Raw genomic sequence first — 22,978 nt, 5'->3', positions numbered from 1 at the left:
TCCTGAGCCAGGATCAAACTCTCCGTCAAAAAACACGCCAACCCCCCACCCCAGGAAAATAGGGCAAAGGGCCAGCAGAAAACGATCCGGCATCAAAAACCACCCAGCCACGCACACAGGGGCGCACGCAACCAGGCAACAGACACCAAAAAAATGGCATCAACAAAACTTGGCACACTATTGAGTTCTCAAACAACAAACCACACCCGGTAACCCACACGACCAAACCAGCCCTGCAGCTCCCGGAGCAACTTCTCAAACCTACCAGAGTCAGGAGCGGATTCAAAATCCGCATTTCCTGAATTCTTTCCTCGGGGCGCTGCAGGCATTCCGGCGCATGGCCATCATCCGAGCATTTCCCGAAGGAGAGATCTGGGGTTTTCCGCCTCCGCACTGCGTTGGCGACCCGAAGTACATTACCCCTGCCGGGGGCGCCGCGCAACTCGAGCGGGCACCTCGGGCGTGTCGCCTTGACCACAACACGGAAGGGCCCGCCGGCGTACGCCGGCGGGCCCTTCCGAAGCCGCTCCAAGGGGCCTGCTCAGCCCTCGAGGACAGCTGTGGCCAGGTTCTTCTTGCCCCGGCGCACGAGGAAGTACCTCCCGTGCAGGGCGTCCTCGGCCGAGACAACAGTTTCCGGGTCGGTGATCTTGGTGTTGTTGACATAGGCCCCGCCTTCACCCACGGTGCGCCGGGCCGCGGACTTGCTGTCGGCCAGCCCTGTGGCGACCAGGAGCTCGACGATTCCGAGCTGCTCGACGGTCACAGCCGCCGTCGTGAGCTCGGCCGTGGCCGCCGAGAGGGTCCCCTCATCGAGGACGCCCAAGTCGCCGTTGCCGAAGAGCGCGGCCGACGCCGCGATCACCTTCTCCGTGGCGTCGACCCCGTGGACGAGGGAGGTGACCTCGAACGCGAGCCGGCGCTGGGCCTCCCTCGCAAACGGCCTTTCCTTGACGGCCGACTCGAGTTCCTCGATCTCGGCCCGGGTGAGGAAGGTGAAGACCTTGAGCCGGTCCACGACGTCCGCATCACCGGTGTTCAGCCAGAACTGGTAGAAGACGTACGGCGAGCACATGGACGCGTCGAGCCAGATGGCGTTGCCCTCGCTCTTGCCGAACTTCGTGCCGTCCGAGTTCGTGATGAGCGGCGTCCCCAGCGCGTGGACGCTCTTGCCCTCGACCTTGCGGATGAGCTCCGTGCCGCTCGTGAGATTGCCCCACTGGTCGGATCCGCCCGTCTCGAGCACGCACCCGTACTGCCGGTACAGCTCGAGGTAGTCCATGCCCTGCAGGATCTGGTAGCTGAACTCTGTGTAGGAGATGCCCTCGTCGGAGCTGAGGCGCGAGGCCACCGCATCCTTCTTCAGCATCGTGCCCACACGGTAGTGCTTGCCGATGTCGCGGAGGAAGTCGATCGCAGACATCGGGGCGGTCCAGTCGAGGTTGTTCACGATACGGGCCGCGTTCGCACCCTCGAAGGACAGGAACCGGCTCACCTGGGCCTTGAGGTACCCCACCCACTCGGCGACGGTGTCCTTGGTGTTCAGCGTCCGCTCGGCGGAGGGCCGCGGATCGCCGATCAGCCCGGTGGAGCCGCCGACGAGCCCGAGGGGCTTGTGGCCCGCGAGCTGGAGCCGCCGCAGCACGAGCAGCTGGACGAGATTGCCCAGATGAAGGCTCGGCGCCGTCGGATCGAACCCGCAGTAGTACGTGATGGGATCCCCCGAGAGGAGCGTCTCGAGCTCCGCCTCGTCCGTGGAGACGTGGATCAGGCCACGCCACTTGAGCTCCTGCCAGACGTTGGGAAAGCTCGGGTCGTTCTTCTGGGAGTCCAGGACTGCTGTGTGCGGCACGGCTTCTACCGTATCAGTCACGAGACAGGCCCCGGGCCGAGGATTCCGGCGGGAATGGGACCCTCGGCGATGAGCCTGAGCCGCTGCGTGGGGCGGGTCATCGCCACGTACAGGTCGCCCACCTTGCCGTGCTCATGGTCCAGCAGGTCGGAGGGCTCGAGGACCACCACCACGTCGAACTCGAGGCCCTTCGCCTCCCGCGGGTCAATCACCACGATGTCCTGCTCGAAGCTGCCGGCGCCCCCGCCGACGCGCGGGCCGTACACCGCCCGGAGCTCCTCCCGCGCCGAACGCAGGAGGGAACCCTCCGCGATCACGGCGACCAGACCGCCGTCGGCCGCCTCGATCTCCTCGGGCAGGATCTCGACGAGGTGGCGCACGACGTCGCCGCGCGGCACCCGCTCGACGATCGGCTCCCAGCGGCCCTCCCGCACCGCCTTCGGCGCGGACACGACGAGCCCCGCGGCGGCGGCCATGCGGGCGGCGGCCTCGGCGATCTGGCTCGGGGTGCGGTAGTTGACGGTGAGCTCCTCGAGCGTCCAGCGGTCCCCGAAGAAGGGGCGGAGCGCACGTCCCCACGAGGAGGCGCCCGCCGCCGAAGAGGTCTGCGCGATGTCCCCGACGATCGTGAAGGACTTCAACGGGCAGCGGCGCACGAGCAGGCGCCACTGCATGTAGGAGAGCTCCTGCGCCTCGTCGACGATGATGTGCCCGTAGGCCCACGTGCGGTCGCCCACCGCGCGCTCCGCAGCCGTGAGGCGCTGGTCGGGCCCCTGCTGGAAGGCCACGAGGTCCTCGGCCTCCACGACCCCGTCGATGCCCTGCTCCCGCAGGGTCGCGTCGATGTTCTTCAGGGTCTGCTGGGCATTCTCCAGGTCGCGGCGGCGCTCAGCCTCGCGGCGCGCAGCCTCGTGTCCGGTGCTCGCATCGAGCTCGCCGAGGAGCTCGGCCGCCTCGTCCAGCAGGGGCACGTCCGCTTCAGTCCACGGCGCGTCCGCCGGACGGTGCAGGAGCTCGCGCTCGTCCTCGGTGAAGTCGGCAGCCACGGTGTCCAGGAGGCTGCGCTTGGCGAACAGCTCCGCGACGAGCTTCTCCGCCGTCATCGGCATCCAGCACAGATTCACCGCCACGCGCACGTCGCGCGACTGGCGGACATCCTCGGCCAGATAGGAGCGGTCGGTCGTGTTGCCCGAGCCGCTCGCCTCGACCTTGGCCTGGAGCTGCTCCGTGAGCTCGCGCAGGATGATCTTGACGAACGTGTTGCGGGCCTCGTTGTACGGCTTGCCGGTGCCCCGTGCCCGGTCGCGGGCGCGCCGGACCTGCCTCGGGGTCAGCACGAGCCTGTAGCCCTCGACGTCGAGCATCCGGTCGCTCGCGGGGATGCGCTGCCTGTTGGCGACCGCGGCCGCGATGAGCCCGACCATGCGCTGGCTGCCCTTGAGCGCGGCCACCCTCGGGTCCGCCTCGGGCACCCCAGAGATGCCCGGCATGAGCCGCCCGACGCTGGACATGACCACGCCGGTCTCGCCGAGCGAGGGCAGGACGCGCTCAATGTACTTCATGAAGGACGACGACGGCCCCACGAGCAGGACGCCCGCGCTCTTGAGCCGATCGCGGTGCGAGTACAGCAGGTACGCGGCCCGGTGCAGGGCCACCGCGGTCTTGCCGGTGCCCGGGCCGCCCTGGACCACGAGGGCGCCGGCCATGGGGGCGCGGATGATGCGGTCCTGCTCGGCCTGGATGGTGCTGACGATGTCCGCCATGCGGCCGGTCCGCTTCGAGTCCAGCGCGGCAAGCAGCGCACCCTCGCCCTGGTGGTGGGTGCCGCCGTCGGCGAGCATCCCGGCGTCGAGCACGTCATCCTCGATCGCCTTGACCTCACGGCCCTGCAGGATCAGGTGCCTGCGCCGGCGTACACCCTGCCGGTCGAAGGCGGTCGCCTGGTAGAAGTGGCTCGCCTCCGGGGCGCGCCAGTCCACCATCAGCCGGCGCAGGTCTTCGGTGCTCATGCCGATGCGGCCGATGTACTGCGACTCTCCGTCGTCCAGGTCGAGGCGCCCGAACACGAGCCGGTCCTCCACCGCATCGAGCTGCGCCAGCCGGTCCTCGTACATCGCCGCGAAGGCGTCGCGTTCGGAGACGTTCTGGCTCGAGCCGACCGCTCCCGCCTTGCGGACGGCATCGAGCTGGCCGCGCTTCTCTTCTCGCAGCTCGTCAAGCCTCGTGTAGAGCCCCTTGACGTAGTCCCGTTCGTGGGCGAGATCAGCGTCCAGCATCCTTGCCTTCCCCAGTCAGAAAAGTTCGACCGTCCATTCTACAGCGATTCCGGTGAACGGAGGCGAACTTGCCCGCGCCATGTGACACGGGGTCAGTCACCGAGGCGTTGGAGCGAGTGGACGCGCTGGCCCGCGAGCGCGTCGCGGCCGCCGAGGGCCGCCAGTTCGAGCACGACGCCGATCCCCACCACGGTGCCTCCGCACCGGTCCACGAGGCGCACCGCGGCGCCGGTCGTACCGCCCGTGGCCAGCACGTCATCGAGCACGAGCACGCGGGCGCCCTGGGGGATGTCCGTCGTATGGACCTCGAGGGCCGCCGTGCCGTACTCGAGCGCGTACTCCTCGGTGAAGGTCTCACGCGGGAGCTTGCCGGCCTTGCGGACCGTCAGGACGCCGGTCCCCGTCGCATAGGCCGCCGCCGACGCGAGCAGGAAGCCGCGTGCCTCGATTCCTGCCACGAGGTCGAACTCGCCCCGGAACGGGGCGACAATGGCATCCACGATGGCCCGGAGCCCCTCGGCGTCGGCGAACGCGGGGGTGAGGTCCTTGAAGACGATTCCCGGCTTCGGGTAGTCGGGGACCGTGGCGCAGAGCCTGTCCAGGATCTCCTCCACAGCCGGCTGCGACGGGGGCATCACGCCCCCCCACGCCTGGTTCTGGGCCGTCTCTTCGGGGGTCGCGTCACTCACGGCTCCACGTTAGACGAAAGTTCATCTCCACATAGGCCGCACCGGCATGTGCGGGCGGCCGCCTCGGTGCTTGACTGTGCCCATGCATCACGAGCTCACGCTCGCCGGCCACGGCGTCCGTCTGCTTCCGCTCTCGCCCCTGCATGCGGAACACCTCTTCTCCCACATCGACGCATCGCTGTGGTCCGGCATGGCCGCGCCCCGTCCCGAGTCGGTCGAGGACCTTGCGGCGCTGTTCGCCGCGCGCCTCGACGATCCCGCGGCCCTGCCCTTCGCCGCGGCCCACGAGCCGACCGGAACGCTCGTGGGCGCCACGGGGCTGTACGACGTCGACCTGGCCCGCGGGCGCGCCGAGGTCGGAGGAACGTTCTTCGCGAGGCCCTTCTGGGGCTCGGGCGTGAACGCCGCCTCGAAGCTCCTGGTGATGGGACACGCCTTCGAGGACCTGCGTCTGAGCCGCGTCGCGTTCCGCGTGGACACACGCAACGGCCGCAGCGCGAAGGCGTTGGCGAAGCTCGGGGCCGTGTACGAGGGGACCCTGCGGGCCTACCGCCCCCACCACGACGGCGGCCGCTCGGACACCGCCGTCTTCTCCGTGCTCGAGCCGGAGTGGCCGATGGTCCGTACCAGGCTGGTGGCGCGCCTCACTCCGCGCGAATCCCCCAGGGACCTCTCCCCGGTCGACGCCGCCTAGGGCTCACGGCTCCTCCTGCTCCGCGGTGCGGCGGGTCGATAGGCGGAGACGGTGGGCTCCCCCGGCAGCCAGAAACGCCAAGGGTAGTCGGCAGAGCCGCCAGCGCCCGCCACCCCGACACGCGGCCCGGACATCACCCCGGCGGCGCGGTGCGCTGGCGGCTCGAGCCGGAACCGGCCGCCGTCGAGCGCCGCGCCGTCGTCACCGCGTCCGATGCCCAGCGCCTGGGTGAGCCGCGCCGGCCCCCGGGCCAGATCGACGTCCTTCCGGGCCGTGGCGCGCCTCGACCGGGCGAGGCCGATCCCCTCCACGATCTCCCCCGCACGCAGCAGGCATCCCGACGAGCTGCCCGCGGGGCCGCACACCACGTTGGCGCAGAAGTGCATGCCGTACGTGAAATAGACGTACAGCCGCCCGGGAGGGCCCCACATCACCTCGTTGCGCGGCGTGCGCCCGTTGTACGAGTGCGAGCCGGGGTCGGGGTGCTCGGAATCGCGATGCCCGCGGTAGGCCTCGACCTCGGTGAGCCGCACCCCGACGGCGCCCTCCGGCGTCGTGTGGGTCAGGACGGCGCCGAGGAGGTCCGGGGCGACGGACACTGGGTCGCGAAGGAGCCAGCGGACCAGGTCCTCGAACTCCACGGACTACATGATGGCCATGGCGGACGGCCACGGCCCGAGACCGGGCAGGGGGACGGCCTCGCCATTGCACTCGGCGCGCACACCGCCGTGGGCCGTCGTCCTGCCCGCAAGCCACGCGGCGAGGTCCTGCAGGCGCCCCTCGAGCACGACGACGTCGCTGCCGCTGCCGAGGTGGATGGGGGCGCCGACTGTGGGCCGCAGCTCGAAAGCGAGGCCCTCCGGGACCCGCGGGGCGAGGAAGCCCAGCAGGTGCAGGCAGAAGCTGTCGCTCCATTCCTGCTGGGTGCACCCGGTGCCGAGGTCGCTGCGGTGGATGACGAGTTCGCGCCAGAGGGCCAGGGCAGCGTCGCGGGCCACGCCGCGTCGGAAGCGGACGGGTGTGTCCCATTCGGAGGGTGCGAGCGCCGCGAATGCGCCGACGGCCCGGTCGACGGCTGCGCCGGTTCGCACGCGGTGGACGGCGGCCGCAGCACCCGCCCCCGCCTCGATGGCCGCGTCGCGCGCGGGCATGCCGCCGTCGTACAGGTCTGCCTGCTCGCCGCGCCGCGCGAGCTCGGCCTGGCGGGCCAGCGCGTTGGCGATTCCCGTGATGTGCGCGAGGACGTGGCCCCGGGTCCAGCCGGGCAGCTCGGACGGGGCGGCCACGGAGTCGTCGCTGAGGCCGCCCAATTCGTCGTGGAGCCCGCGGGCAGCGGCGCGGAGTGCGTCGAGGATCTCCTCGTCTGAGGGTGCAGCGGCATCGGTTCGCATGGGGCCAGCCTAGCCAGTGGGACCAGCCGCGCTAGTCGAGGCCCTCGAAGATGTCCGTCAGCAGCGGAAGCCCCCGCTCGCGGGGTGGCCACGCCTGCACGAAGTACTCCCGCGACGTGGCCGAGAGCCACGCGGCGTGCGCCAAGGGATGCTCGAAGAGGGATAGGCGCTGGCTGCGGTGCTCGGAGAGTCCAGCCACGACCCGCTCGGCCACGCTGCTCGTATCCACGCGCATGTCCACGAGGTGGTCCGGGATGCCGCGGAAGTGGTAGACCTGCGCGGGGTCCCACGGAGGAAGGCCCGATGCCGTGCGCGCGGCATTGATCCGAGCCCACGTGGACTCCTTCAGGGCCCAGTGCAGCAGGCGCCGCGGCCGGGCTCCTCCTACGCGGATGCCGTCCGCCCCGGCGGTCATGCTCAGGAATGCCAGGTCGGTGGCCCTCCCGATGGCGATGTGGTCCGGGTGCCCGGTGACGCCATCCGGTCCGAACGTGGCGACGACGTCGGGGCGTTCCTGCAGCATGACGTCCTGGATGCGCGCGATCAGCTCGTCCTGATGCGCCTCGGCGAGGCGGCCGTCGTCGTACCCGAACCACTCGTGACGGTCGGGTGCGCGCCCGTGGGCGGCCCAGGCCTTCTCGTCCTCGAGGCGGCGGAGCGCGCCGAGCGTCTCGGCTGTCGCGTCGACCCCCGGGGCGATGAGGCCCGCGGCGCCGTCGGTCGCGTGGACGAGCACGAAGCGGAACGCCGGCTCGGGCCCGTGGAGGGCGATCGAGCCGGCGATGCCGACGGCCTCATCATCGGGATGGGCAACGACGAGCATGAGCGTGCGCTGCTGGGGAGGCACCCTGCGATGATCCTCCCCAGCAGGGCTTCCCGGAAGGGCCTTTGGACCCCCATCCGGTGCTCCCTGTCCGGCGGACCTATTGGGCCACTGCGGGCGCCTCGGCGAACCGCCGGGCGTCGGCGAGCTGCGCCCTGAGCGCCTCGAGCTGGCGCTCGACGGCCGACGGCGCCGTGCCGCCCTGGGCGCTCCGGCTCGCCAGTGACCCTTCCGTGGACAGCACCGAGCGGACCTCCGGCGTGAGGGACGGGCTGATGGCGGCGTACTCCTCGTCGGTCAGGTCCCACAGCTCCACCCCGCGGGACTCCGCCTTCTTCACCGCAGCACCCGAAAGCTCGTGGGCCTCGCGGAACGGAACGCCCTCGCGGACGAGCCACTCCGCAATGTCGGTGGCGAGCGCGAATCCCTGAGGAGCGAGTGCGGCCATGCGCTCGGTGTTGAACGTGAGCGTGGCGATCATGCCGGACACGGCCGGGAGCAGGAGCTCGAGCGTGTCGGCGGCGTCGAACACCGGCTCCTTGTCCTCCTGGAGGTCTCGGTTGTAGGCGAGCGGGAGGCCCTTGAGCGTGGCAAGCAGACCCGTGAGGTCGCCGATGAGGCGGCCCGCCTTGCCGCGGGCCAGCTCGGCCACGTCCGGGTTCTTCTTCTGGGGCATGATGCTCGACCCGGTGGAGTACGCGTCGTCGAGCGTGACGAACGAGAACTCCTTGGTGGCCCAGAGGATGATCTCCTCCGAGACGCGGGAGAGGTCTACGCCGATCATCGCCGCGACCCAGGCGAACTCGGCGAAGACGTCGCGCGAGGCGGTGCCGTCGATCGAGTTGTGCACCGCCGAGTCGAAGCCGAGGTCCGCGGCGATGGCCTCGGGGTCGAGCCCGAGGGAGGATCCGGCGAGGGCACCTGATCCGTATGGTGAGACCGCCGCGCGCTTGTCCCAGTCCGCAAGGCGCTGGACGTCGCGCACGAGCGCCCACGCATGGGCGAGGAGGTGGTGGCTGAGCAGGACCGGCTGGGCATGCTGCAGGTGCGTTCGGCCCGGCATCGCCGCACGGGGGTGCGCCTCGGCCTGGGCCACGAGCGCGTCGACCGTGGCCAGGACGCCGCGCGCGACGATCTTCGCGTGGTCGCGCAGGAACATCCGCCCGAGGGTCGCCACCTGGTCGTTGCGCGAGCGTCCCGCGCGGAGCTTGCCGCCCAGGTGCGCCCCGGCGCGCTCAATGAGTCCCCGCTCGAGCGATCCGTGCACGTCCTCGTCCGACGCGGCCGGGGTGTAGGCCCCGGACGCGACGTCGGCGTCGAGGCGGTCGAGCGCATCGAGCATCCCGGCGAGCTCGCCGTCGTCGAGCAGTCCGGCGCGGTGCAGGACCCGCGCATGGGCGCGCGAGCCCGCGATGTCGTAGCGGGCCAGCCGCCAGTCGAAGTGCGTGGACTTGCTCAGCGCGGCGAGCGCGTCCGCCGGTCCCCCGGCGAAGCGGCCGCCCCAGAGCGCACCCTCATTCGTCCCCGAGCGCTCCTGCGGCAGTCCCGTCTGCTCAGCCACCGCGGCTCACTCCCCCGCGACGCGCTGGTCGCGGCTCGAGGCCACCTTCGAGGACATGCCCCAGATGTCGATGAAGCCCTTCGCGTTGGACTGGTCGAACGTGTCGCCCGTGTCGTACGTCGCGAGGTTGAAGTCGTACAGCGACGAGTCGGAGCAGCGGCCGTTGACCACGGCGGTGCCGCCGTGGAGGACCATCCGGATGTCGCCGGAGACGTACTTCTGGGAGTCGTCGATGAACACGTCGAGGGCGCGCTTGAGCGGGGAGAACCACTGGCCGTCGTAGACCAGCTCGCTCCAGCGGCGGTCCACGCCGGCCTTGAAGCGGGCGTGCTCGCGTTCGATGGTGATGTCCTCGAGGTGCTTGTGCGCCGTGATGAGGGCCATGGCGCCGGGGGCCTCGTAGATCTCGCGGGACTTGATGCCCACGAGTCGATCCTCGACCACATCGATGCGGCCCACGCCCTGGGCGCCAGCGCGGCGGTTGAGCTCCTGGATGATCTGCAGGGGGCTCATGGACGCACCGTCGAGCGCCGTCGGCACGCCTTCCTTGAAGGAGATGGTGACCTCATCCGGGGCCGGCGGGAATTCCGGCGTGGCGGTGTAGTCGTAGATGTCCTTGGTGGGGGCGTTCCAGATGTCCTCGAGGTAGCCCGTCTCCACGGCACGGCCCCAGACGTTCTGGTCGATCGAGTAGGGGTTCTTCTTCGTGGTGATGATGGGGAGGTGCTTCTCCTCCGCGTAGGCGATGGCCTTGTCGCGGGTGAGCGCGAGGTCACGGACCGGGGCGATGCACTTCAGGTCCGGGCCGAGGGTCTGGATGCCGACCTCGAAGCGGACCTGGTCGTTGCCCTTGCCCGTGCAGCCATGCGCCACGGTCGTGGCACCGAACTCGCGGGCGGCCTTGACAAGGTGCTTGACGATGACCGGGCGGGAGATGGCGGAGACGAGCGGGTAGTGCCCCTGGTACAGGCCGTTGGCCTTGAGGGTGGGCATGCAGTACTCGTCCGCGAACTCGTCGCGTGCGTCCGCGATGTAGGCCTCGACGGCGCCGCAGCCGAGGGCGCGCTGGCGGACCGTCTCCATGTTCTCGCCGCCCTGGCCGACGTCGACCGCGACGGCGACGACCTCGGCGCCCGTCGCGTCGGCAATCCAGCCGATGGCGACGGAGGTGTCCAGACCGCCCGAGTAGGCGAGGACGATGCGATCCTTCATGGTGTTCTCCTTAGGCACAGAATCCACAGCAGAGCAGAGTCCACAGCAGCGCAGCGGACGAATTGTTATGCATCAGTCTACATAGATATGCAGTCGTCGCAATCCGGTCGCGTCGCTCTCAGGCATTCTCCGCCGCACGACTGACCGCCGCCAGCCTCGGTTCCTTGGCCGCCGGGCCAGCCTCTGCGTTGTGGGGGTCAGCCTCGCGTGAGCACCGTGCCCGTCCCGAGGCGCGTGAGCTTCTCCGGATTGCGCACGTAGTAGAGGCCAGTCACGTGCCCCGCCTCGAGCCTGACTGCGAGCACACCGTCGAGCTCGCCGTCGATGCGGAACGCGAGGGCCGGGGTGCCGTTGACCGACGTCAGTGCGCTCGTGATCGTGCCCGGGGTCTTGGCCATGATCCCTCCGAAGAACCTCAGGGCCTTCTCCGCTCCGACGATCGGGCGGAGCGCTGCCTGCTTGCGCCCGCCGCCGTCGCTCACGAGGACAACGTCCGGGGCGAGCACGTCGAGGAGGCCCTGGAGGTCCCCGGTGTCGACGGCGCGCCGGAACGATTCGAGCGTCGCGGCGACCTGACGCGGCGGCACCGTCTCGCGGGGCCTGCGCGCCTCGACGTGCTGGCGCGCCCGGTGCGCGATCTGCCGCACCGCCGCCGGGCTCTTGTCCACCGCCTCCGCAATCTCGTCGTAGCCCACGTCGAACACCTCGCGCAGCACGAACACGGCCCGCTCGGTCGGAGAGAGGGTCTCGAGGACGAGCATGAGGGCCATGGAGAGGCTCTCGGCGAGCTCGACGTCGTCGGCCACGTCCGGAGACGTGAGCAGGGGCTCCGGGAGCCACGGCCCCACGTACGACTCCTTGCGCCTGGCCATCGTGCGCAGGCGGTTGAGCGCCTGGCGGGTGACGATCCTGACCAGGTAGGCCCGCTCGTCGCGCACGCTGTCGCGGTCGGCCTCGGCCCAGCGCAGCCACGACTCCTGCATGACGTCCTCGGCGTCGGCGGCGGAACCGAGCATCTCGTACGCCACCGTGAACAGCAGGTTGCGGTGGGCGACGAACGCCTCGGTTGCCGTCGATGCGGTGTGGTCGCTCATAAAGCACTCCCCTCTCGGGCCAACGCTACGCGGGTCTCGAGCAGGTCCCGCCGCCGGCCGTCCTTGAGGAACGCCCAGTTGACCAGGCCCGGCCGCCTTCCCTCGAAGACCAGGCCCCGGTAGGTCGACCAGCAGACGGCCTCCTTGATCGCGGCCGCGGTGCGGCCTCGCACGAAGCCCTTCTTCGCGTGGTCGTCGCTCGTGGAGGCCTGGACGAGCCCGTCGCGCCGTCCGACGCTGAGGCATTGGCCTACGAAGCCCGGAGAGACCGCCCGGGGTGACCGCCCCTCGATACGGGCGAGCACCGCATCCGCTGCGAGCGAGCCGAGCGGGATCGCGGCCTGGCAGCTCATCCGGTAGGGGATCCCCGAGGGGGAGGTTGAGTCGCCGGCGGCCACGATCCGCGGGTCGTCCACGCTCGTCAGGGTCTCGTCGGTGAGGAGGCGTCCGGCCGGGTCGGTTGACAGGCGGCTGCGCGCGGCGAGGTCCGGCACCCCGAACCCCGCGGTCCACAGCGTCACGCCGCCGCGCACCTCCCGGCCGTCCTCGAGACGCACGACGGCGGCGCCCACCTCGGCTGCCCGGGAGCCCGGACCGTCGAGCACCCGGACGCCGAGTTCCTCGAGGCGTGCGGCCAGCGCGCGGCGCGCCCGGGGATGCAGGTAGGGGCCGAGCACGCCGCCGCAGAGGAGCGTGACGCGGCAGCCCTGCTCAGCGAGTTCAGCCGCGGTCTCGATGCCCGTGGGTCCCGCGCCGGCCACCGTGACAGCAGGGGGTCCGCCCGCCGCGTGGCCCGCGGCCTCGACCGCCGAGCGCGCCCGCAGCGCGCCCTCGAGCGTCGAGAGCGGGTAGGCGAACTCGGCCGCGCCGGGCACCGTGGGTTCCGCGCCGGCGCTGCCGACGGCATAGACGAGGTAGTCGTACTCGACCGTCCCCCCGGATTCGAGCTCGACGGCACGTCGCGCGGCGTCGATCCGCGCGGCCTCGCCGATGACGAGTCCGACGCGGGGCGAGAGGACGTCGCTGAAGTCGTGGACGGCGTCATGCGTCCCGCCCACGAGCTGGTGCAGGCGGATCCGCTCGACGAAGTCCGGGCGGGGGTTGATGAGGGCCACGTCCACATCGTCGCGCTGGGTGAGGCGGTTGGCCGCCATCGTGCCGGCGTACCCCCCTCCGACCACGACCACACGGGTCCGGCGCGTGCTGGTCTCGGTGCCGGTCGCGGCGGTGCTGGGGTTCTCAGTCACGGTGCCTCCTGAAAGTCCGGGTCCCGCGTTTCGGGATTCCGGCCACTAGACACCGGACGCCGCGCACTTGTGACAGTGGGGGGTACCGCTCGACGGTGCGAACTTCACCCGAATCGGTGAGAATGCAGGAATGCCGGATCTGAACGACCCCAAAGCCGTGCTCAAGCGGTACCTGCAGATCCACCGCGAGGCCCTGCTGTGGAAGCTCGAGGGGCTCAGCGAGCGCGAGCTGAGGCTACCGCGGACGCAGACCGGCCTCACCCTGCTCGGGATCCTCAAGCACGTGGCCAACATCGAGGCCCGGTACTTCGGCGAGACGTTCGGGCGTCCATGGCGCGCGCCGGGGGAACTCGTCTCGGACGCCGGTTTCGACGCCGATCCGCAGGCCGACTGGTACGCGACCGAAGACGAGAGCGCCGCCTGGATCGTCAGCCTGTATCGGCGCGTCTGGGCGTTCGCCGACGCGACAATCGACGAGCTGCCGCTCGACGCCCCCGGGCGGGTCGCGTGGTGGCCCGACGACCGCGCCGACGTCACGCTCGAACGGATCCTTGTCCACGTCATCGCCGAACTGGCGCGGCACGCCGGCCACGCCGACATCCTCCGAGAGCTGACCGACGGCGCTTCCGGCCTCCGGGCGGACGCGGACAACCTCCCGCAGGTGGACTGGCCGGCCTATGTGGAAAAGCTCACCCGACTTGCGGACCGGTTCAGTACTCGCCCTTGAGCACGAAGTAGGAGCCGCGAATGGTTCCCGCGAGCTTCGACTTCTGCCGGGCGAACTTGAACGCCGAGAGCTCCTCGGGCACCTCCATGCCGTCGGACAGCTTGAAGCCGACCGCGCGCTTTCCGCCATCCTCGAGGGCGTACATGACGTTGATCGAGAGCCCCGACTCGTAGAACACGTACGCCATCTTCGTCCCCTCCACCTCGAAGGAGGTGACCTCGAGCGGCGTCGAGGCAATATGGATGTCCCGCTCCTCGGCGAGGATCTTGTGGATCCACTCGAGCGTGGCGGTGTCCTGGGAGGCCGGAGTGACGGTGAAGTCGTGGTCGTACTTGTTCTTGAAGTATCGGGCCTCGTTCGCGCGCAGTCCCGCGAGCGCGTCGGCGACGGGAGATGACTCCAGCCCGACGGTGGAGACGTCCTTAAAGTCAACGGTGTAGGCCATCGGTCCTCCTCGATCGGTTCAATCTGCACTCACACTACGTCCGGACGCACCGCCTGGGCTTCTCGATTCCTGACCGGTGCGCGGGGGGATCCGCATCCGCGCGCACGCCGGTACTCTCGGGCCAAGGAGGCACTCGATGCGCACTGTGACCTATTCCATGGGCGTCTCGCTCGACGGGTACATCGCCGGACCGGACGGGACGTTCGACTGGACGGCCCCGAGCGACGACGTGTTCCGCCACTGGATCGAGGAGATCCGGGCTGTGGAGGTCCACCTGATGGGCCGGCGGCTGTACGAGACGATGCTCTACTGGGAGACCGCAGACCAGGACCCATCGCTCAGCGAGGCGGACCGCGAGTGGACTGCGCTGTGGAAGCCGCTGCCCAAGGTGGTGTTCTCCCGGACACTCTCGGAACTGCAGGGGGAGGCCCGCCTCGCCACCGGGAGCGTGGCCGAGGAGATCGAGCGGCTGCGCGCAGAGCCCGGCGGGGGCGAGATCGCGATCGGCGGCGCCACCCTGGCCGCGGAGGCCTCGGATGCCGGGCTCATCGACGAGTACCGGACCATCGTGCATCCCGTGCTCGTGGGTGGCGGCACTCCCTATTTCCCTCGGCACGAGCGGCGCGTCGACCTCGAGCTCGTCGAGACGCGCGTGTTCGGCTCGGGAGTGCTCTACTTGCGCTACCGGGCAAGGCGCTAGCTGCCGGGCCGGGTGGCGCCAGGAGCACTTCACCAGCCGCTGCGAGTGGGCGTGTGGCCCGTGCGCGCGTCCTCCGGCATGGCCATCTCTGCGCGGAGGCCGAGGAGCCGGATGGGGCGGCCCGGCTCGATGCCGGCGGCAAGGTCCAGCGCACGGGCGAGCACTTCGTCCCGGTCGGAAGTCTCGGACACCTTCCTGCCGTAGCTCTTGGTCACGAACGGCGCGTAGCGGACCTTGAGCGTCAGCCCCACGACCGGCCTCCCCTCCGCGGAGACGTCCTCGAGGACGCGCGCCGTAAGGTCCCGCACCGCACTGTCGATCTGGGCAGCGTCCGTCAGGTCCTGCTGGAAGGTCGTCTCCCGACTGTGGCCGCGCGCGACCCAGGGGGTATCGTCCACCGTGCTCTGGCCGTCGCCGCGTCCGAGCTGGGCGTACCACGGCCCCATCTTCGGGCCGAACTCGGCGACGAGGTCCTCGGGATCGGTTGCCGCGAGCTCGGCAACAGTGGTGATGCCGAGCTTGGCCAGCCGTCCTGAGACCTTGGACCCGACGCCCCACAGGTCCTTTGTGGGGCGCGGACCCATCACCTCGAGCCAGTTCGCGGCCGTGAGGCGGAAGACGCCGGCCGGTTTGCCGAAGCCGGTGGCCACCTTGGCGCGCACCAGGGTGTCACCGACGCCTACGCTGCAGTGCAGGCGCGTGTGCTCGAGGACGGCGTTCTGGATCCGGCGGGCGTACGCCTCGGGATCGTCGGTCTGGATGCCGACGAACGCCTCGTCCCAGCCGAGCACCTGCACGGTGGCGCCGGGCTGCGCGCGCAGGGTGGCCATCACCGAGTCGGAGGCCTCGAGGTAGGCGTCCCTGTCGACAGGCAGGATGACGGCGTCCGGCGCCTTCCTGGCGGCGATGCGCAGCGGCATCCCTGACCCGACGCCGAACGCCCGGGCCTCGTAGGACGCTGTGGAGACGACGGCCCGCTCCGTGGGGTCGCCGCGGCCCCCGACGATGACCGGCCTGCCCGCAAGCTCCGGGCGGCGCAGCACCTCGACGGCCGCGATGAACTGGTCGAGGTCCACGTGCAGCACCCATCGGTTTCCGCTCACGCCACCAGTGTGCCCCACGGCCCCGCGCGGCTGGAGCGCGGCGCTACGCTCCCTGCGAGGCGAGCTCGAGGAACCTGGCCGCCACGGCGTCGCCCCCGTCGGGGTCGCGGGTGACGAGCATGATGGTGTCGTCGCCGGCGATCGTCCCGAGGACGGAGGGGATCACCGAATGGTCGATCGCGAGCGCGAGGAAGTTCGCGGCGCCCGGCGGGGTGCGGAGCACCACCATGTTCGCCGACGCCTCTGCGGTCACGAGCAGTTCGGCGCAGAGCTTCGCGAGGCGGGCGTCGAGGACCTCCTGGTCCATCCCCATGCGCGGGCTGCGGTCCCCGCCCTCGCCCCGCACGGCGTACACGAGGCTTCCCTCGGTGCCGCGCACCCGCACCGCGCCGATCTCCACGAGGTCGCGCGAGAGCGTCGCCTGGGTGACCTGAACGCCGTCGTCCGCGAGCAGCGAGGCGAGCTCGGCCTGCGAGCGCACCGGCTGGCCGGCCAGGAGCGCGCGGATGCGCGCCTGGCGGGCCGCCTTGGTCTGGGGTGCGGATGCCGGTACCGCGTGCCGGCCGGGGCTGCTCACGCTCGGATCCTCACGCGCGGGGGGCGAGGCCCTCGACCACGGCCTGACCGGACTGGTGCAGCACCCATGCGAGCAGGGCCTTCTGGGCGTGCAGGCGGTTCTCCGCCTCGTCCCACACCACCGACTGGGGCCCGTCGATCACCTCTGCGGCGACCTCGTACCCGCGGTACGCCGGGAGGCAGTGGAGGAACACGGCGTCGGGCGCGGCCTTGGCCATCGCCGCGGCGTCCACGGAGTAGTCGCGGAAGAGCTGCATCCGCTCGGCCTTCTCGGCCTCCTGCCCCATCGAGACCCAGGTGTCGGTGGCGACGACGTCTGCGCCCTCGAGCGCGGCTGCAGGGTCGACCGTGACGAGCACCGAGCCTCCGGTGGCCGCCGCGACGTCCTCCGCTTCGGCAACGATCTCCGGCGCGGGCAGGTAGCCCTCGGGTCCGGCGATGCGCACGTGCATGCCGGCCGTGACGCCGGCGAGCAGGTACGAGTTGGCCATGTTGTTGGCGGCGTCGCCGAGGTAGGCCATGCTGAGACCGGCGAGCTTGCCCTTGTGCTCCTTGACGGTGAGCAGGTCGGCGAGGAGCTGGCACGGGTGGTAGTCGTCGCACAGGGCGTTGACCACAGGCACCCGCGAGTTCGCGGCCATGTCCACGAGGCCCTGGTGCGCGCCGGTGCGCCACACGATCGCGGCGACCATGCGCTCGAGGACCTTCGCGGTGTCCTCGACCGATTCCTTGTGCCCGATCTGGCTCTCGCCCGGGTTGATGATGAGCGGGGTGCCGCCCATGTCCGAGACGCCGGTGGAGAACGAGACGCGCGTGCGGGTCGAGGTCTTGTCGAAGATGACTGCGACGGTCTTGCGGCCCGCGCCCTCGGCGGCGAGCGGCTGCACCGAGTACGGCGCCGCCTTCATCCGCAGGGCGAGGTCCAGGACCTCGGCCTGCTCGGCGGGGCTGAGGTCGGTGTCCTTGAGGAAGTGCCGTGTGGTCACTTCGCCTCCTTCTCGGTGGTGGCCGCGGACAGCTGCGCTGCAGCCGAGGCCACGAGCTGTGGCAGCGCCGCGACGAACGTGTCGGCCTGCTCGGCCGTGAGGATGAGCGGCGGGGCCAGGCGGACGGTCCGCGGCCCCGGGGCGTTGACGATGAAGCCCGCCTCGAGCGCCGCATTGACGACGGCGCCGGCGAGGTTCGCGCTCTCCGGTACGCCCGCCGGGAGCGCCAGATCGACGCCGATGAGCAGCCCGCGGCCGCGGACCTCGGCGACCTCCGGCAGGGCCGAGAGCGACTCGCGCAGCCGCTCCCCCACGGCCCGCACGTTCGCCAGGACGCCCTGCGTCTCGATCGCGTGCACGGTGGCGAGCGCGGCGGCCGTCGCGACGGGATTGCCGCCGAAGGTGGTGCCGTGCTGGCCGGCCGAGAGCCGTTCGCTGTTCTCGGCGCCGAAGGTGATGAGCGCCCCGATCGGGAAGCCGCCGCCGAGGCCCTTGGCGAGGGTGACCGCGTCCGGGACGATCCCCGAGCCCTCGATCGCGAGCCACGCGCCCGTGCGGCCCATCCCGGTCTGGACTTCGTCGACGATGAGGAGGGCCCCGGCGTCGTGCGTGATCTTCCGCGCAGCGGCGAGGTAGCCGGGAGGAAGCGGGATGACCCCGGCCTCGCCCTGGATCGGCTCGAGGAAGACCGCCTGCGTGGTGTCGTCGACAGCGGCGGCAAGCGCGTCGACGTCGCCGAACGGGACGTGGACCACTCCGCCCGGCAACGGCTCGAACGGCTCGCGATAGGCCTTCTTCGCCGTGAGCGCGAGGGCTCCCATGGTGCGCCCGTGGAAGGCACCCTCGAGGGCAACGACCTTGGTGCGCTGGCCGTTGGCCGCGTTAGTGGAGTTCCGCCTCGCCAGCTTGAACGCGGCCTCGTTCGCCTCGGTCCCAGAGTTGGCGAAGAACACCTTCGACCCGGCGGGGGCCCCGGTGATCTCGAGGAGCTTCTCGGCGAGTGCCACCTGGGTGGGGCTCGTGAAGAAGTTCGAGACGTGGCCGAGCGTGGACAGCTGCGACGAGATGACGCTCGTGACGAAGGGGTGTGCGTGGCCGAGGGCATTGACGGCAATGCCCCCGAGGAGGTCGAGGTACTGCTTGCCGTCCGCGTCCCACACGTAGCAGCCCTGACCGCGCACGAGCACCCGCTGAGGCGTGCCGAACACGCCCATGAGCGAGTCCGAGTAGCGGGAGAGCCATGCCGCTCCCGACGGCGAGCTCCCCACGAGCTCGGAAAGGGGCCGTTCCTGCGGAAGGTTCTCGGTGGTCATGCTGTTCCTTCCCCGTCGGGCACCACCTGGGTGCCGACGCCTGCGTTCGTGAAGATCTCAAGCAGCATCGTGTGGGGGCTCCGGCCGTCCACGATGGCGGCGCGGTCCACGCCCTCGCTCACGGCCTTGAGGCACGCGGCCATCTTGGGAATCATTCCCGAGGCCAGGCTCGGGAGCATCTCCGCCAGCTCCGAGGCCGAGATCTGCGAGACGAGCGAGTCCTTGTCGGGCCAGTTGCGGTAGAGCCCCTCGACGTCCGTGAGGATCACGAGGCGCGAGGCACCGAGCGCCACCGCGACCGCTGCGGCCGCCGTGTCCGCGTTGACGTTGAGGACCTGGCCGGTCGGCTGGTAGGCGACCGGTGCGCCGTCGGGCGCCGCCGTCCCGCTGGGAGCGGCCACCTCGGGGGCGACGCCCGAGATCACCGGGATGCGGCCCGCCTCGAGGATGTCCAGGACCGCGCCGGGGTTGACGCCCACGACCTCGCCCACGAGGCCGAGATCGACTTCCTCGCCGTCGACGACCGCGCCGGTGCGGACCGCCTGGAGGAGGCCTGCATCCTCGCCGGAGAGGCCTACCGCGTACGGGCCGTGGGAGTTGATGAGCCCCACGAGCTCGCGGCCCACCTGGCCGGTGAGGACCATGCGGACCACTTCCATGGTCTCCGGCGTGGTGACGCGCAGACCGCCCTTGAACTCGCTCTCGAGGCCCACGCGGCCCAGCATCGCGCTGATCTGCGGGCCGCCGCCGTGCACCACGACGGGGCGGATGCCCACGTGGTGGAGGAACACGATGTCCTCGGCGAAGGCGCGGCGGAGCTCGTCGTTCACCATGGCGTTGCCGCCGTACTTCACCACGACGGTGGTGCCGGCGAACCTCTGGATCCAGGGCAGCGCCTCGATGAGGGTCTCGGCCTTGTCCATCGCGAGGCGGATATTGGTCTCGGTCATGGTCGCGCCCTTCAGCTCGAGTAGGCCGAGTTCTCGTGCACGTAGTCGTGCGTGAGGTCGTTGGTCCAGATCGTCGCCTCGGCACTGCCGGTGGCCAGGTCGATCTCGACCAGCACCTCGCGCTTCTCGAGGTCCACGAGGGAGCGGTCCTTGCCGATTCCGCCCTTCTGGCAGATCTCGACGCCGTTGATCGAAACGTTGACCTCATCGGGCTCGAAAGCGGCATCGGTCGTGCCGACGGCGGAGAGGACGCGGCCCCAGTTGGGGTCCTTGCCGAAGATCGCGGTCTTGAAGAGGTTCGATCGGGCCACGGCGCGCGAGACGACCTCCGCATCCCGCTCGCTGGCCGCGTGGAACGTGCGGACCGCGATGTCGTGCGAGGCGCCCTCCGCGTCGCCGATGAGCTTGCGCGCGAGCTCGGCGCACACCTGGGTGAGGCCGGCCGTGAACCCGGCCGTGTCCGGGACGGCGCCGGAGGCGCCGGAGGAGAGCAGGACCACGGTGTCGTTCGTGGACATGCAGCCGTCGGAGTCGGCCCGGTTGAACGTCACGCGGGTCGCGTCCCGGAGCGCGGCGTCGAGCATCTCGGGCGCGGCCGCGGCGTCGGTGGTGAGGACCACGAGCATCGTGGCGAGGCCCGGCGCGAGCATCCCCGCCCCCTTGGCGATGCCGCCGATCGTGTACTCGATCCCCGCGGAGTCGGTGCCCGTGAAGACGGCCTCCTTCGCGACGGTGTCCGTGGTCATGATGGCAACCGCAGCATCGTGGCCCCCGTCGTCCGCGAGCGCACCGGCCAGCGTGTCGATGCCGTGGATGACCTTGTCCATGGGCAGCTGCTCGCCGATGAGCCCGGTCGAGCAGACCACCACGTCCCCCGCGGAGATGCCGAGCACGTCCGCGGTCTTCTCCGCGGTGCGGTGGGTGTTCTGGAACCCCTCGGTCCCGGTGCACGCGTTCGCGCCGCCGGAGTTGAGCACGACGGCGTCCACGCGGCCGTCCGTGACGACCTGCTTGGACCAGCGAACGGGCGCGGCCATGACGCGGTTGGAGGTGAAGACGGCGGCGGCGTGCCTGTCGGGGCCGTCGTTGACCACGAGGGCCATGTCCGGCTTGCCGGAGGCCTTGAGCCCGGCGGTGGCGCCGGCGGCCCGGAAGCCCTTGGGTGCGGTGACGGTCACGGTGCGACTCCCAGCTGGTTCAGGCCGGCGCCCTCGGGAAGGCCCAGCGCGATGTTCATGGACTGCACGGCGCCGCCGGCAGTGCCCTTGGTGAGGTTGTCGATCGCGGAGCTCACGATCACGCGGCCGGCGTGCTCGTCATAGGCGAGCTGGATGACGGCGTTGTTGGACCCCGCGACCATCTGCGTGGCCGGCCACTGGCCCGGCCGGAGGAGGTGGACGAACTGCTCGTCATCGTAGGCCGACTCCCAGGCGGCGCGCAGTGTGGCGGCCACGTCGCCGGCGGCGCGCGGCTTGACCCGGGCGGTCGCCGTCGTGAGGATGCCCCGGCTCATCGGGGCGAGCGTCGGTGTGAACGAGACCGTCACCGGCTCGCCCGCCGCGTTCGAGAGGCCCTGCTCCATCTCGGGAGTGTGGCGGTGGCCCCCGCCCACGCCGTAAGGGCTCATCGAGCCCATGACCTCGGATCCGAGGAGGTTCGGCTTCACCGACTTGCCCGCGCCGGAGGTGCCGGACGCCGAGACGATGACCACGTCGTCGGGCTCGAGCAGGCCCGCGGCGAAGCCGGGGGTGAGGGCGAGGAGGACGGAGGTCGGGTAGCAGCCCGGGACGGCGATCCGGCGGGCGCCGCGCAGCTTCTCGCGCTGCTTGCCGGCGGTCCCGGCCTCGGCTGGGCCGAGGAGGAGCTCGGGCAGGCCGTACGGCCAGGTGCCCGCGTGCTCGGAGCGGTAGAAGCGGAACCAGGCCTCGGGGTCCTCGAGGCGGTGGTCGGCACCGGCGTCGATCACGAGGGTGTCCTCCGGCAGCGCGGCGGCGACCTCGGCGGAGGCGCCGTGCGGGAGGGCCAGGAACACGACGTCATGCCCGGCGAGGTTCTCAGGCGTGGTCTCGACGATCTCGCGGTCCGCGAGGGGCAGCAGGTGGGGCTGAAGCTCCCCCAGCCGGCTCCCGGCACTCGAATGGGCGGTGATCGCTCCGATCTCGATCTCGGGGTGGTTGGCCAGCAGCCGGAGGACCTCTCCCCCGGCGTAGCCGCTGGCTCCGGACACGGCTGCAGTAATGGTCACCCGTTCACTGTAGGCAAGTTTATGCATGGTAGTCAATATTTATGCATGAAGTGCTTCTCTAGGATGGGATCCGGACGCGAAACGAGAAGCAGGGAGAGATTTCCATGACCCACGCCATTGTCGCCACCGCCCCCGGGGGACCCGAGGTCCTCGCCTACGCAGAGGCCGAGATGCCCGCACCCGGACCCGGCCAGCTGCTCGTCCGCGTCGCCGCGACGGGTGTCAACTTCATCGAGACGTACCAGCGGCAGGGCTACTACAAGGTCGCGTTCCCCTTCACTCCGGGCGCGGAGGCCGCAGGCGTCGTGACGGCCGTCGGCGAGGGCGTGACGGACTTCGCGCACGGCGACCGGGTCGCGACCGCCGAGGGCCACGCCACCTACGCTGACTACACCCTGATCGACGCGGACAAGGCACTGCCCGTCCCCGAGGGGGTGGACCTCCTCACTGCCGCCGCGCTGCCGCTGCAGGGCATGACGGCCCACTACCTCATCAACTCGACGTTCCGGGTGGAGCCCGGCCAGACGGTCCTGCTCCACGCCGGCGCCGGCGGAGTGGGCCTCCTCGCCACGCAGATGCTCAAGGCCAAGGGCGCCCGGGTCATCACGACCGTCTCCACGGACGCCAAGGCCGAGCTCGCCTCGGGCGCCGGAGCCGACCACGTGATCCGCTACGAGGACTTCCCGTCGCACGTGCGGGAGCTCACCGGCGGCACCGGGGTCGACGTGGTGTACGACGGCGTCGGGCGGGACACGTTCGACGGCTCGCTCGAGTGCCTGCGCAAGCGCGGCATGCTCGTGCTCTTCGGGGCCGCCTCGGGCCCCGTGCCCCCGTTCGACCTGCAGCGCCTCAACGCGGCCGGCTCCCTGTTCGTCACGCGGCCCACGCTCGCACACCACCTCCTCAATGCGGCCGAACGGCGCTGGCGCTCCTCCGAGGTGTTCGGCGCTGTCGTGGACGGCAGCCTCGACGTGCGCATCGGAGCCCAGTTCCCGCTCTGGGAGGCCGCCGCCGCGCACACCGCGCTCGAGGGCCGCGCCACCACCGGCAAGGTCCTGCTCGTCCCCTGACACGCGGCGCCGGGCGGCCGCCAT

The 22,978-nt window shown here is 70.8% G+C and carries 22 protein-coding genes; 4 read left to right on the top strand and 18 right to left on the bottom strand.

The annotated features are described in order from the left end of the window. Positions 1-541 precede the first annotated feature (541 nt). The 3 genes from tyrS to IE231_RS14610 all read right to left on the bottom strand — a co-directional run bounded on the left by tyrS (position 542) and on the right by IE231_RS14610 (position 4,763). Complete coding sequence (tyrS, locus tag IE231_RS14620; protein WP_189694703.1) at positions 542-1,852, bottom strand: tyrosine--tRNA ligase; 1,311 nt, start codon at positions 1,850-1,852, stop codon at positions 542-544. 17 nt (positions 1,853-1,869) lie between these two features. After that, entirely contained in the window at positions 1,870-4,128 is a 2,259-nt protein-coding gene (locus IE231_RS14615; RefSeq protein WP_189694702.1) for a HelD family protein, read from the bottom strand. A gap of 92 nt (positions 4,129-4,220) precedes the next feature. Then, positions 4,221-4,763 (bottom strand): adenine phosphoribosyltransferase, encoded by a 543-nt coding sequence (locus IE231_RS14610; protein WP_189694727.1) that lies wholly within the window; start codon positions 4,761-4,763, stop codon positions 4,221-4,223. A 136-nt stretch (positions 4,764-4,899) separates the two neighbouring features. Here IE231_RS14610 and IE231_RS14605 point away from each other — a divergent pair, with 136 nt between their 5' ends. Continuing rightward, complete coding sequence (locus tag IE231_RS14605) at positions 4,900-5,511, top strand: GNAT family N-acetyltransferase (protein WP_189694701.1); 612 nt, start codon at positions 4,900-4,902, stop codon at positions 5,509-5,511. On the opposite strand, the gene IE231_RS14600 is transcribed toward IE231_RS14605, so the two are convergent. The 7 genes from IE231_RS14600 to IE231_RS14570 form a co-directional block, all read right to left on the bottom strand. Then, positions 5,508-6,152: a DNA-3-methyladenine glycosylase gene (locus IE231_RS14600; protein WP_229867053.1), complete on the bottom strand. Its 645-nt coding sequence runs from the start codon at positions 6,150-6,152 to the stop codon at positions 5,508-5,510. The two genes, IE231_RS14605 and IE231_RS14600, sit on opposite strands and share 4 nt — an antisense overlap. 3 nt (positions 6,153-6,155) lie before the next feature. Beyond that, positions 6,156-6,902 (bottom strand): maleylpyruvate isomerase family mycothiol-dependent enzyme, encoded by a 747-nt coding sequence (locus IE231_RS14595; protein WP_189694700.1) that lies wholly within the window; start codon positions 6,900-6,902, stop codon positions 6,156-6,158. Positions 6,903-6,933: 31 nt separating this feature from the next. Next, positions 6,934-7,749, bottom strand: coding sequence for a PIG-L deacetylase family protein (locus tag IE231_RS14590; RefSeq protein WP_229867052.1), 816 nt, complete (start codon positions 7,747-7,749; stop codon positions 6,934-6,936). 76 nt (positions 7,750-7,825) lie between these two features. Next, complete coding sequence (argH, locus tag IE231_RS14585) at positions 7,826-9,286, bottom strand: argininosuccinate lyase (RefSeq protein ID WP_229867050.1); 1,461 nt, start codon at positions 9,284-9,286, stop codon at positions 7,826-7,828. A gap of 6 nt (positions 9,287-9,292) precedes the next feature. Further along, positions 9,293-10,498: an argininosuccinate synthase gene (locus IE231_RS14580; RefSeq protein WP_189694699.1), complete on the bottom strand. Its 1,206-nt coding sequence runs from the start codon at positions 10,496-10,498 to the stop codon at positions 9,293-9,295. A gap of 197 nt (positions 10,499-10,695) precedes the next feature. Then, positions 10,696-11,592 (bottom strand): RNA polymerase sigma-70 factor, encoded by an 897-nt coding sequence (locus IE231_RS14575; protein WP_189694698.1) that lies wholly within the window; start codon positions 11,590-11,592, stop codon positions 10,696-10,698. Then, positions 11,589-12,839: an NAD(P)/FAD-dependent oxidoreductase gene (locus IE231_RS14570; protein WP_201896945.1), complete on the bottom strand. Its 1,251-nt coding sequence runs from the start codon at positions 12,837-12,839 to the stop codon at positions 11,589-11,591. The genes IE231_RS14575 and IE231_RS14570 overlap by 4 nt, the downstream gene beginning before the upstream one ends. Before the next feature lie 130 nt (positions 12,840-12,969). Between IE231_RS14570 and IE231_RS14565 the strand changes: the two genes are divergently transcribed. Then, a complete protein-coding gene (locus tag IE231_RS14565) occupies positions 12,970-13,566 on the top strand; it encodes a DinB family protein (RefSeq protein ID WP_189694697.1) in 597 nt (198 codons plus the stop codon). On the opposite strand, the gene IE231_RS14560 is transcribed toward IE231_RS14565, so the two are convergent. Then, positions 13,550-14,011 carry a DUF8821 family protein gene (locus tag IE231_RS14560; protein ID WP_189694696.1) on the bottom strand — a complete coding sequence of 154 codons (462 nt, stop codon included), beginning with the start codon at positions 14,009-14,011 and terminating at the stop codon, positions 13,550-13,552. The two genes, IE231_RS14565 and IE231_RS14560, sit on opposite strands and share 17 nt — an antisense overlap. 136 nt (positions 14,012-14,147) lie before the next feature. On the opposite strand from IE231_RS14560, the gene IE231_RS14555 reads away from it, so the two are divergent. Next, a complete protein-coding gene (locus tag IE231_RS14555) occupies positions 14,148-14,711 on the top strand; it encodes a dihydrofolate reductase family protein (RefSeq protein ID WP_189694695.1) in 564 nt (187 codons plus the stop codon). 29 nt (positions 14,712-14,740) lie between these two features. Here the strand turns inward: IE231_RS14555 and IE231_RS14550 are convergent, their stop codons facing one another. From IE231_RS14550 to argC, 7 genes are read right to left on the bottom strand one after another with little or no spacing between them, the layout of a single operon-like run. Beyond that, a complete protein-coding gene (locus IE231_RS14550; RefSeq protein WP_445977851.1) occupies positions 14,741-15,814 on the bottom strand; it encodes a DNA polymerase IV in 1,074 nt (357 codons plus the stop codon). Positions 15,815-15,857: 43 nt separating this feature from the next. Further along, entirely contained in the window at positions 15,858-16,391 is a 534-nt protein-coding gene (locus IE231_RS14545; protein ID WP_189694694.1) for an arginine repressor, read from the bottom strand. Positions 16,392-16,401: 10 nt separating this feature from the next. After that, entirely contained in the window at positions 16,402-17,376 is a 975-nt protein-coding gene (gene argF / locus IE231_RS14540; protein ID WP_189694693.1) for an ornithine carbamoyltransferase, read from the bottom strand. Further along, the gene (locus IE231_RS14535; protein WP_189694692.1) at positions 17,373-18,689 is read right to left on the bottom strand and encodes an acetylornithine transaminase; all 1,317 of its coding nucleotides are present in this window, start codon (positions 18,687-18,689) and stop codon (positions 17,373-17,375) included. The genes argF and IE231_RS14535 overlap by 4 nt, the downstream gene beginning before the upstream one ends. Continuing rightward, the gene (argB, locus tag IE231_RS14530) at positions 18,686-19,639 is read right to left on the bottom strand and encodes an acetylglutamate kinase (protein WP_189694691.1); all 954 of its coding nucleotides are present in this window, start codon (positions 19,637-19,639) and stop codon (positions 18,686-18,688) included. Before argB ends, IE231_RS14535 begins: the two co-directional genes overlap by 4 nt. 11 nt (positions 19,640-19,650) lie before the next feature. Next, a complete protein-coding gene (gene argJ, locus IE231_RS14525) occupies positions 19,651-20,817 on the bottom strand; it encodes a bifunctional glutamate N-acetyltransferase/amino-acid acetyltransferase ArgJ (protein ID WP_189694690.1) in 1,167 nt (388 codons plus the stop codon). Next, positions 20,814-21,884: an N-acetyl-gamma-glutamyl-phosphate reductase gene (gene argC, locus IE231_RS14520; protein ID WP_189694689.1), complete on the bottom strand. Its 1,071-nt coding sequence runs from the start codon at positions 21,882-21,884 to the stop codon at positions 20,814-20,816. Before argC ends, argJ begins: the two co-directional genes overlap by 4 nt. A 104-nt stretch (positions 21,885-21,988) precedes the next feature. Here argC and IE231_RS14515 point away from each other — a divergent pair, with 104 nt between their 5' ends. Next, positions 21,989-22,954 carry a quinone oxidoreductase family protein gene (locus tag IE231_RS14515; protein ID WP_189694688.1) on the top strand — a complete coding sequence of 322 codons (966 nt, stop codon included), beginning with the start codon at positions 21,989-21,991 and terminating at the stop codon, positions 22,952-22,954. The last annotated feature ends 24 nt before the right edge of the window (positions 22,955-22,978 follow it).

The sequence above is a fragment of the Sinomonas cellulolyticus genome, from assembly GCF_014656475.1.
GTDB classification, from domain to species: Bacteria; Actinomycetota; Actinomycetes; order Actinomycetales; family Micrococcaceae; genus Sinomonas; species Sinomonas cellulolyticus.
The sequence above is the reverse complement of the archived record's forward strand: the minus strand, read 5'-3'. Positions and strand labels throughout refer to the sequence as shown.

Coding starts and splice junctions, on each gene's coding strand:
- IE231_RS14615 (WP_189694702.1), bottom strand. CDS start 4,128: ATGCTGGACGCTGATCTCGCCCACGAACGGGACTACGTCAAGGGGCTC.
- IE231_RS14610 (WP_189694727.1), bottom strand. CDS start 4,763: ATGCCCCCGTCGCAGCCGGCTGTGGAGGAGATCCTGGACAGGCTCTGC.
- IE231_RS14605 (WP_189694701.1), top strand. CDS start 4,900: ATGCATCACGAGCTCACGCTCGCCGGCCACGGCGTCCGTCTGCTTCCG.
- IE231_RS14595 (WP_189694700.1), bottom strand. CDS start 6,902: ATGCGAACCGATGCCGCTGCACCCTCAGACGAGGAGATCCTCGACGCA.
- IE231_RS14580 (WP_189694699.1), bottom strand. CDS start 10,498: ATGAAGGATCGCATCGTCCTCGCCTACTCGGGCGGTCTGGACACCTCC.
- IE231_RS14575 (WP_189694698.1), bottom strand. CDS start 11,592: ATGAGCGACCACACCGCATCGACGGCAACCGAGGCGTTCGTCGCCCAC.
- IE231_RS14565 (WP_189694697.1), top strand. CDS start 12,970: ATGCCGGATCTGAACGACCCCAAAGCCGTGCTCAAGCGGTACCTGCAG.
- IE231_RS14560 (WP_189694696.1), bottom strand. CDS start 14,011: ATGGCCTACACCGTTGACTTTAAGGACGTCTCCACCGTCGGGCTGGAG.
- IE231_RS14555 (WP_189694695.1), top strand. CDS start 14,148: ATGCGCACTGTGACCTATTCCATGGGCGTCTCGCTCGACGGGTACATC.
- IE231_RS14535 (WP_189694692.1), bottom strand. CDS start 18,689: ATGACCACCGAGAACCTTCCGCAGGAACGGCCCCTTTCCGAGCTCGTG.
- argB (WP_189694691.1), bottom strand. CDS start 19,639: ATGACCGAGACCAATATCCGCCTCGCGATGGACAAGGCCGAGACCCTC.
- IE231_RS14515 (WP_189694688.1), top strand. CDS start 21,989: ATGACCCACGCCATTGTCGCCACCGCCCCCGGGGGACCCGAGGTCCTC.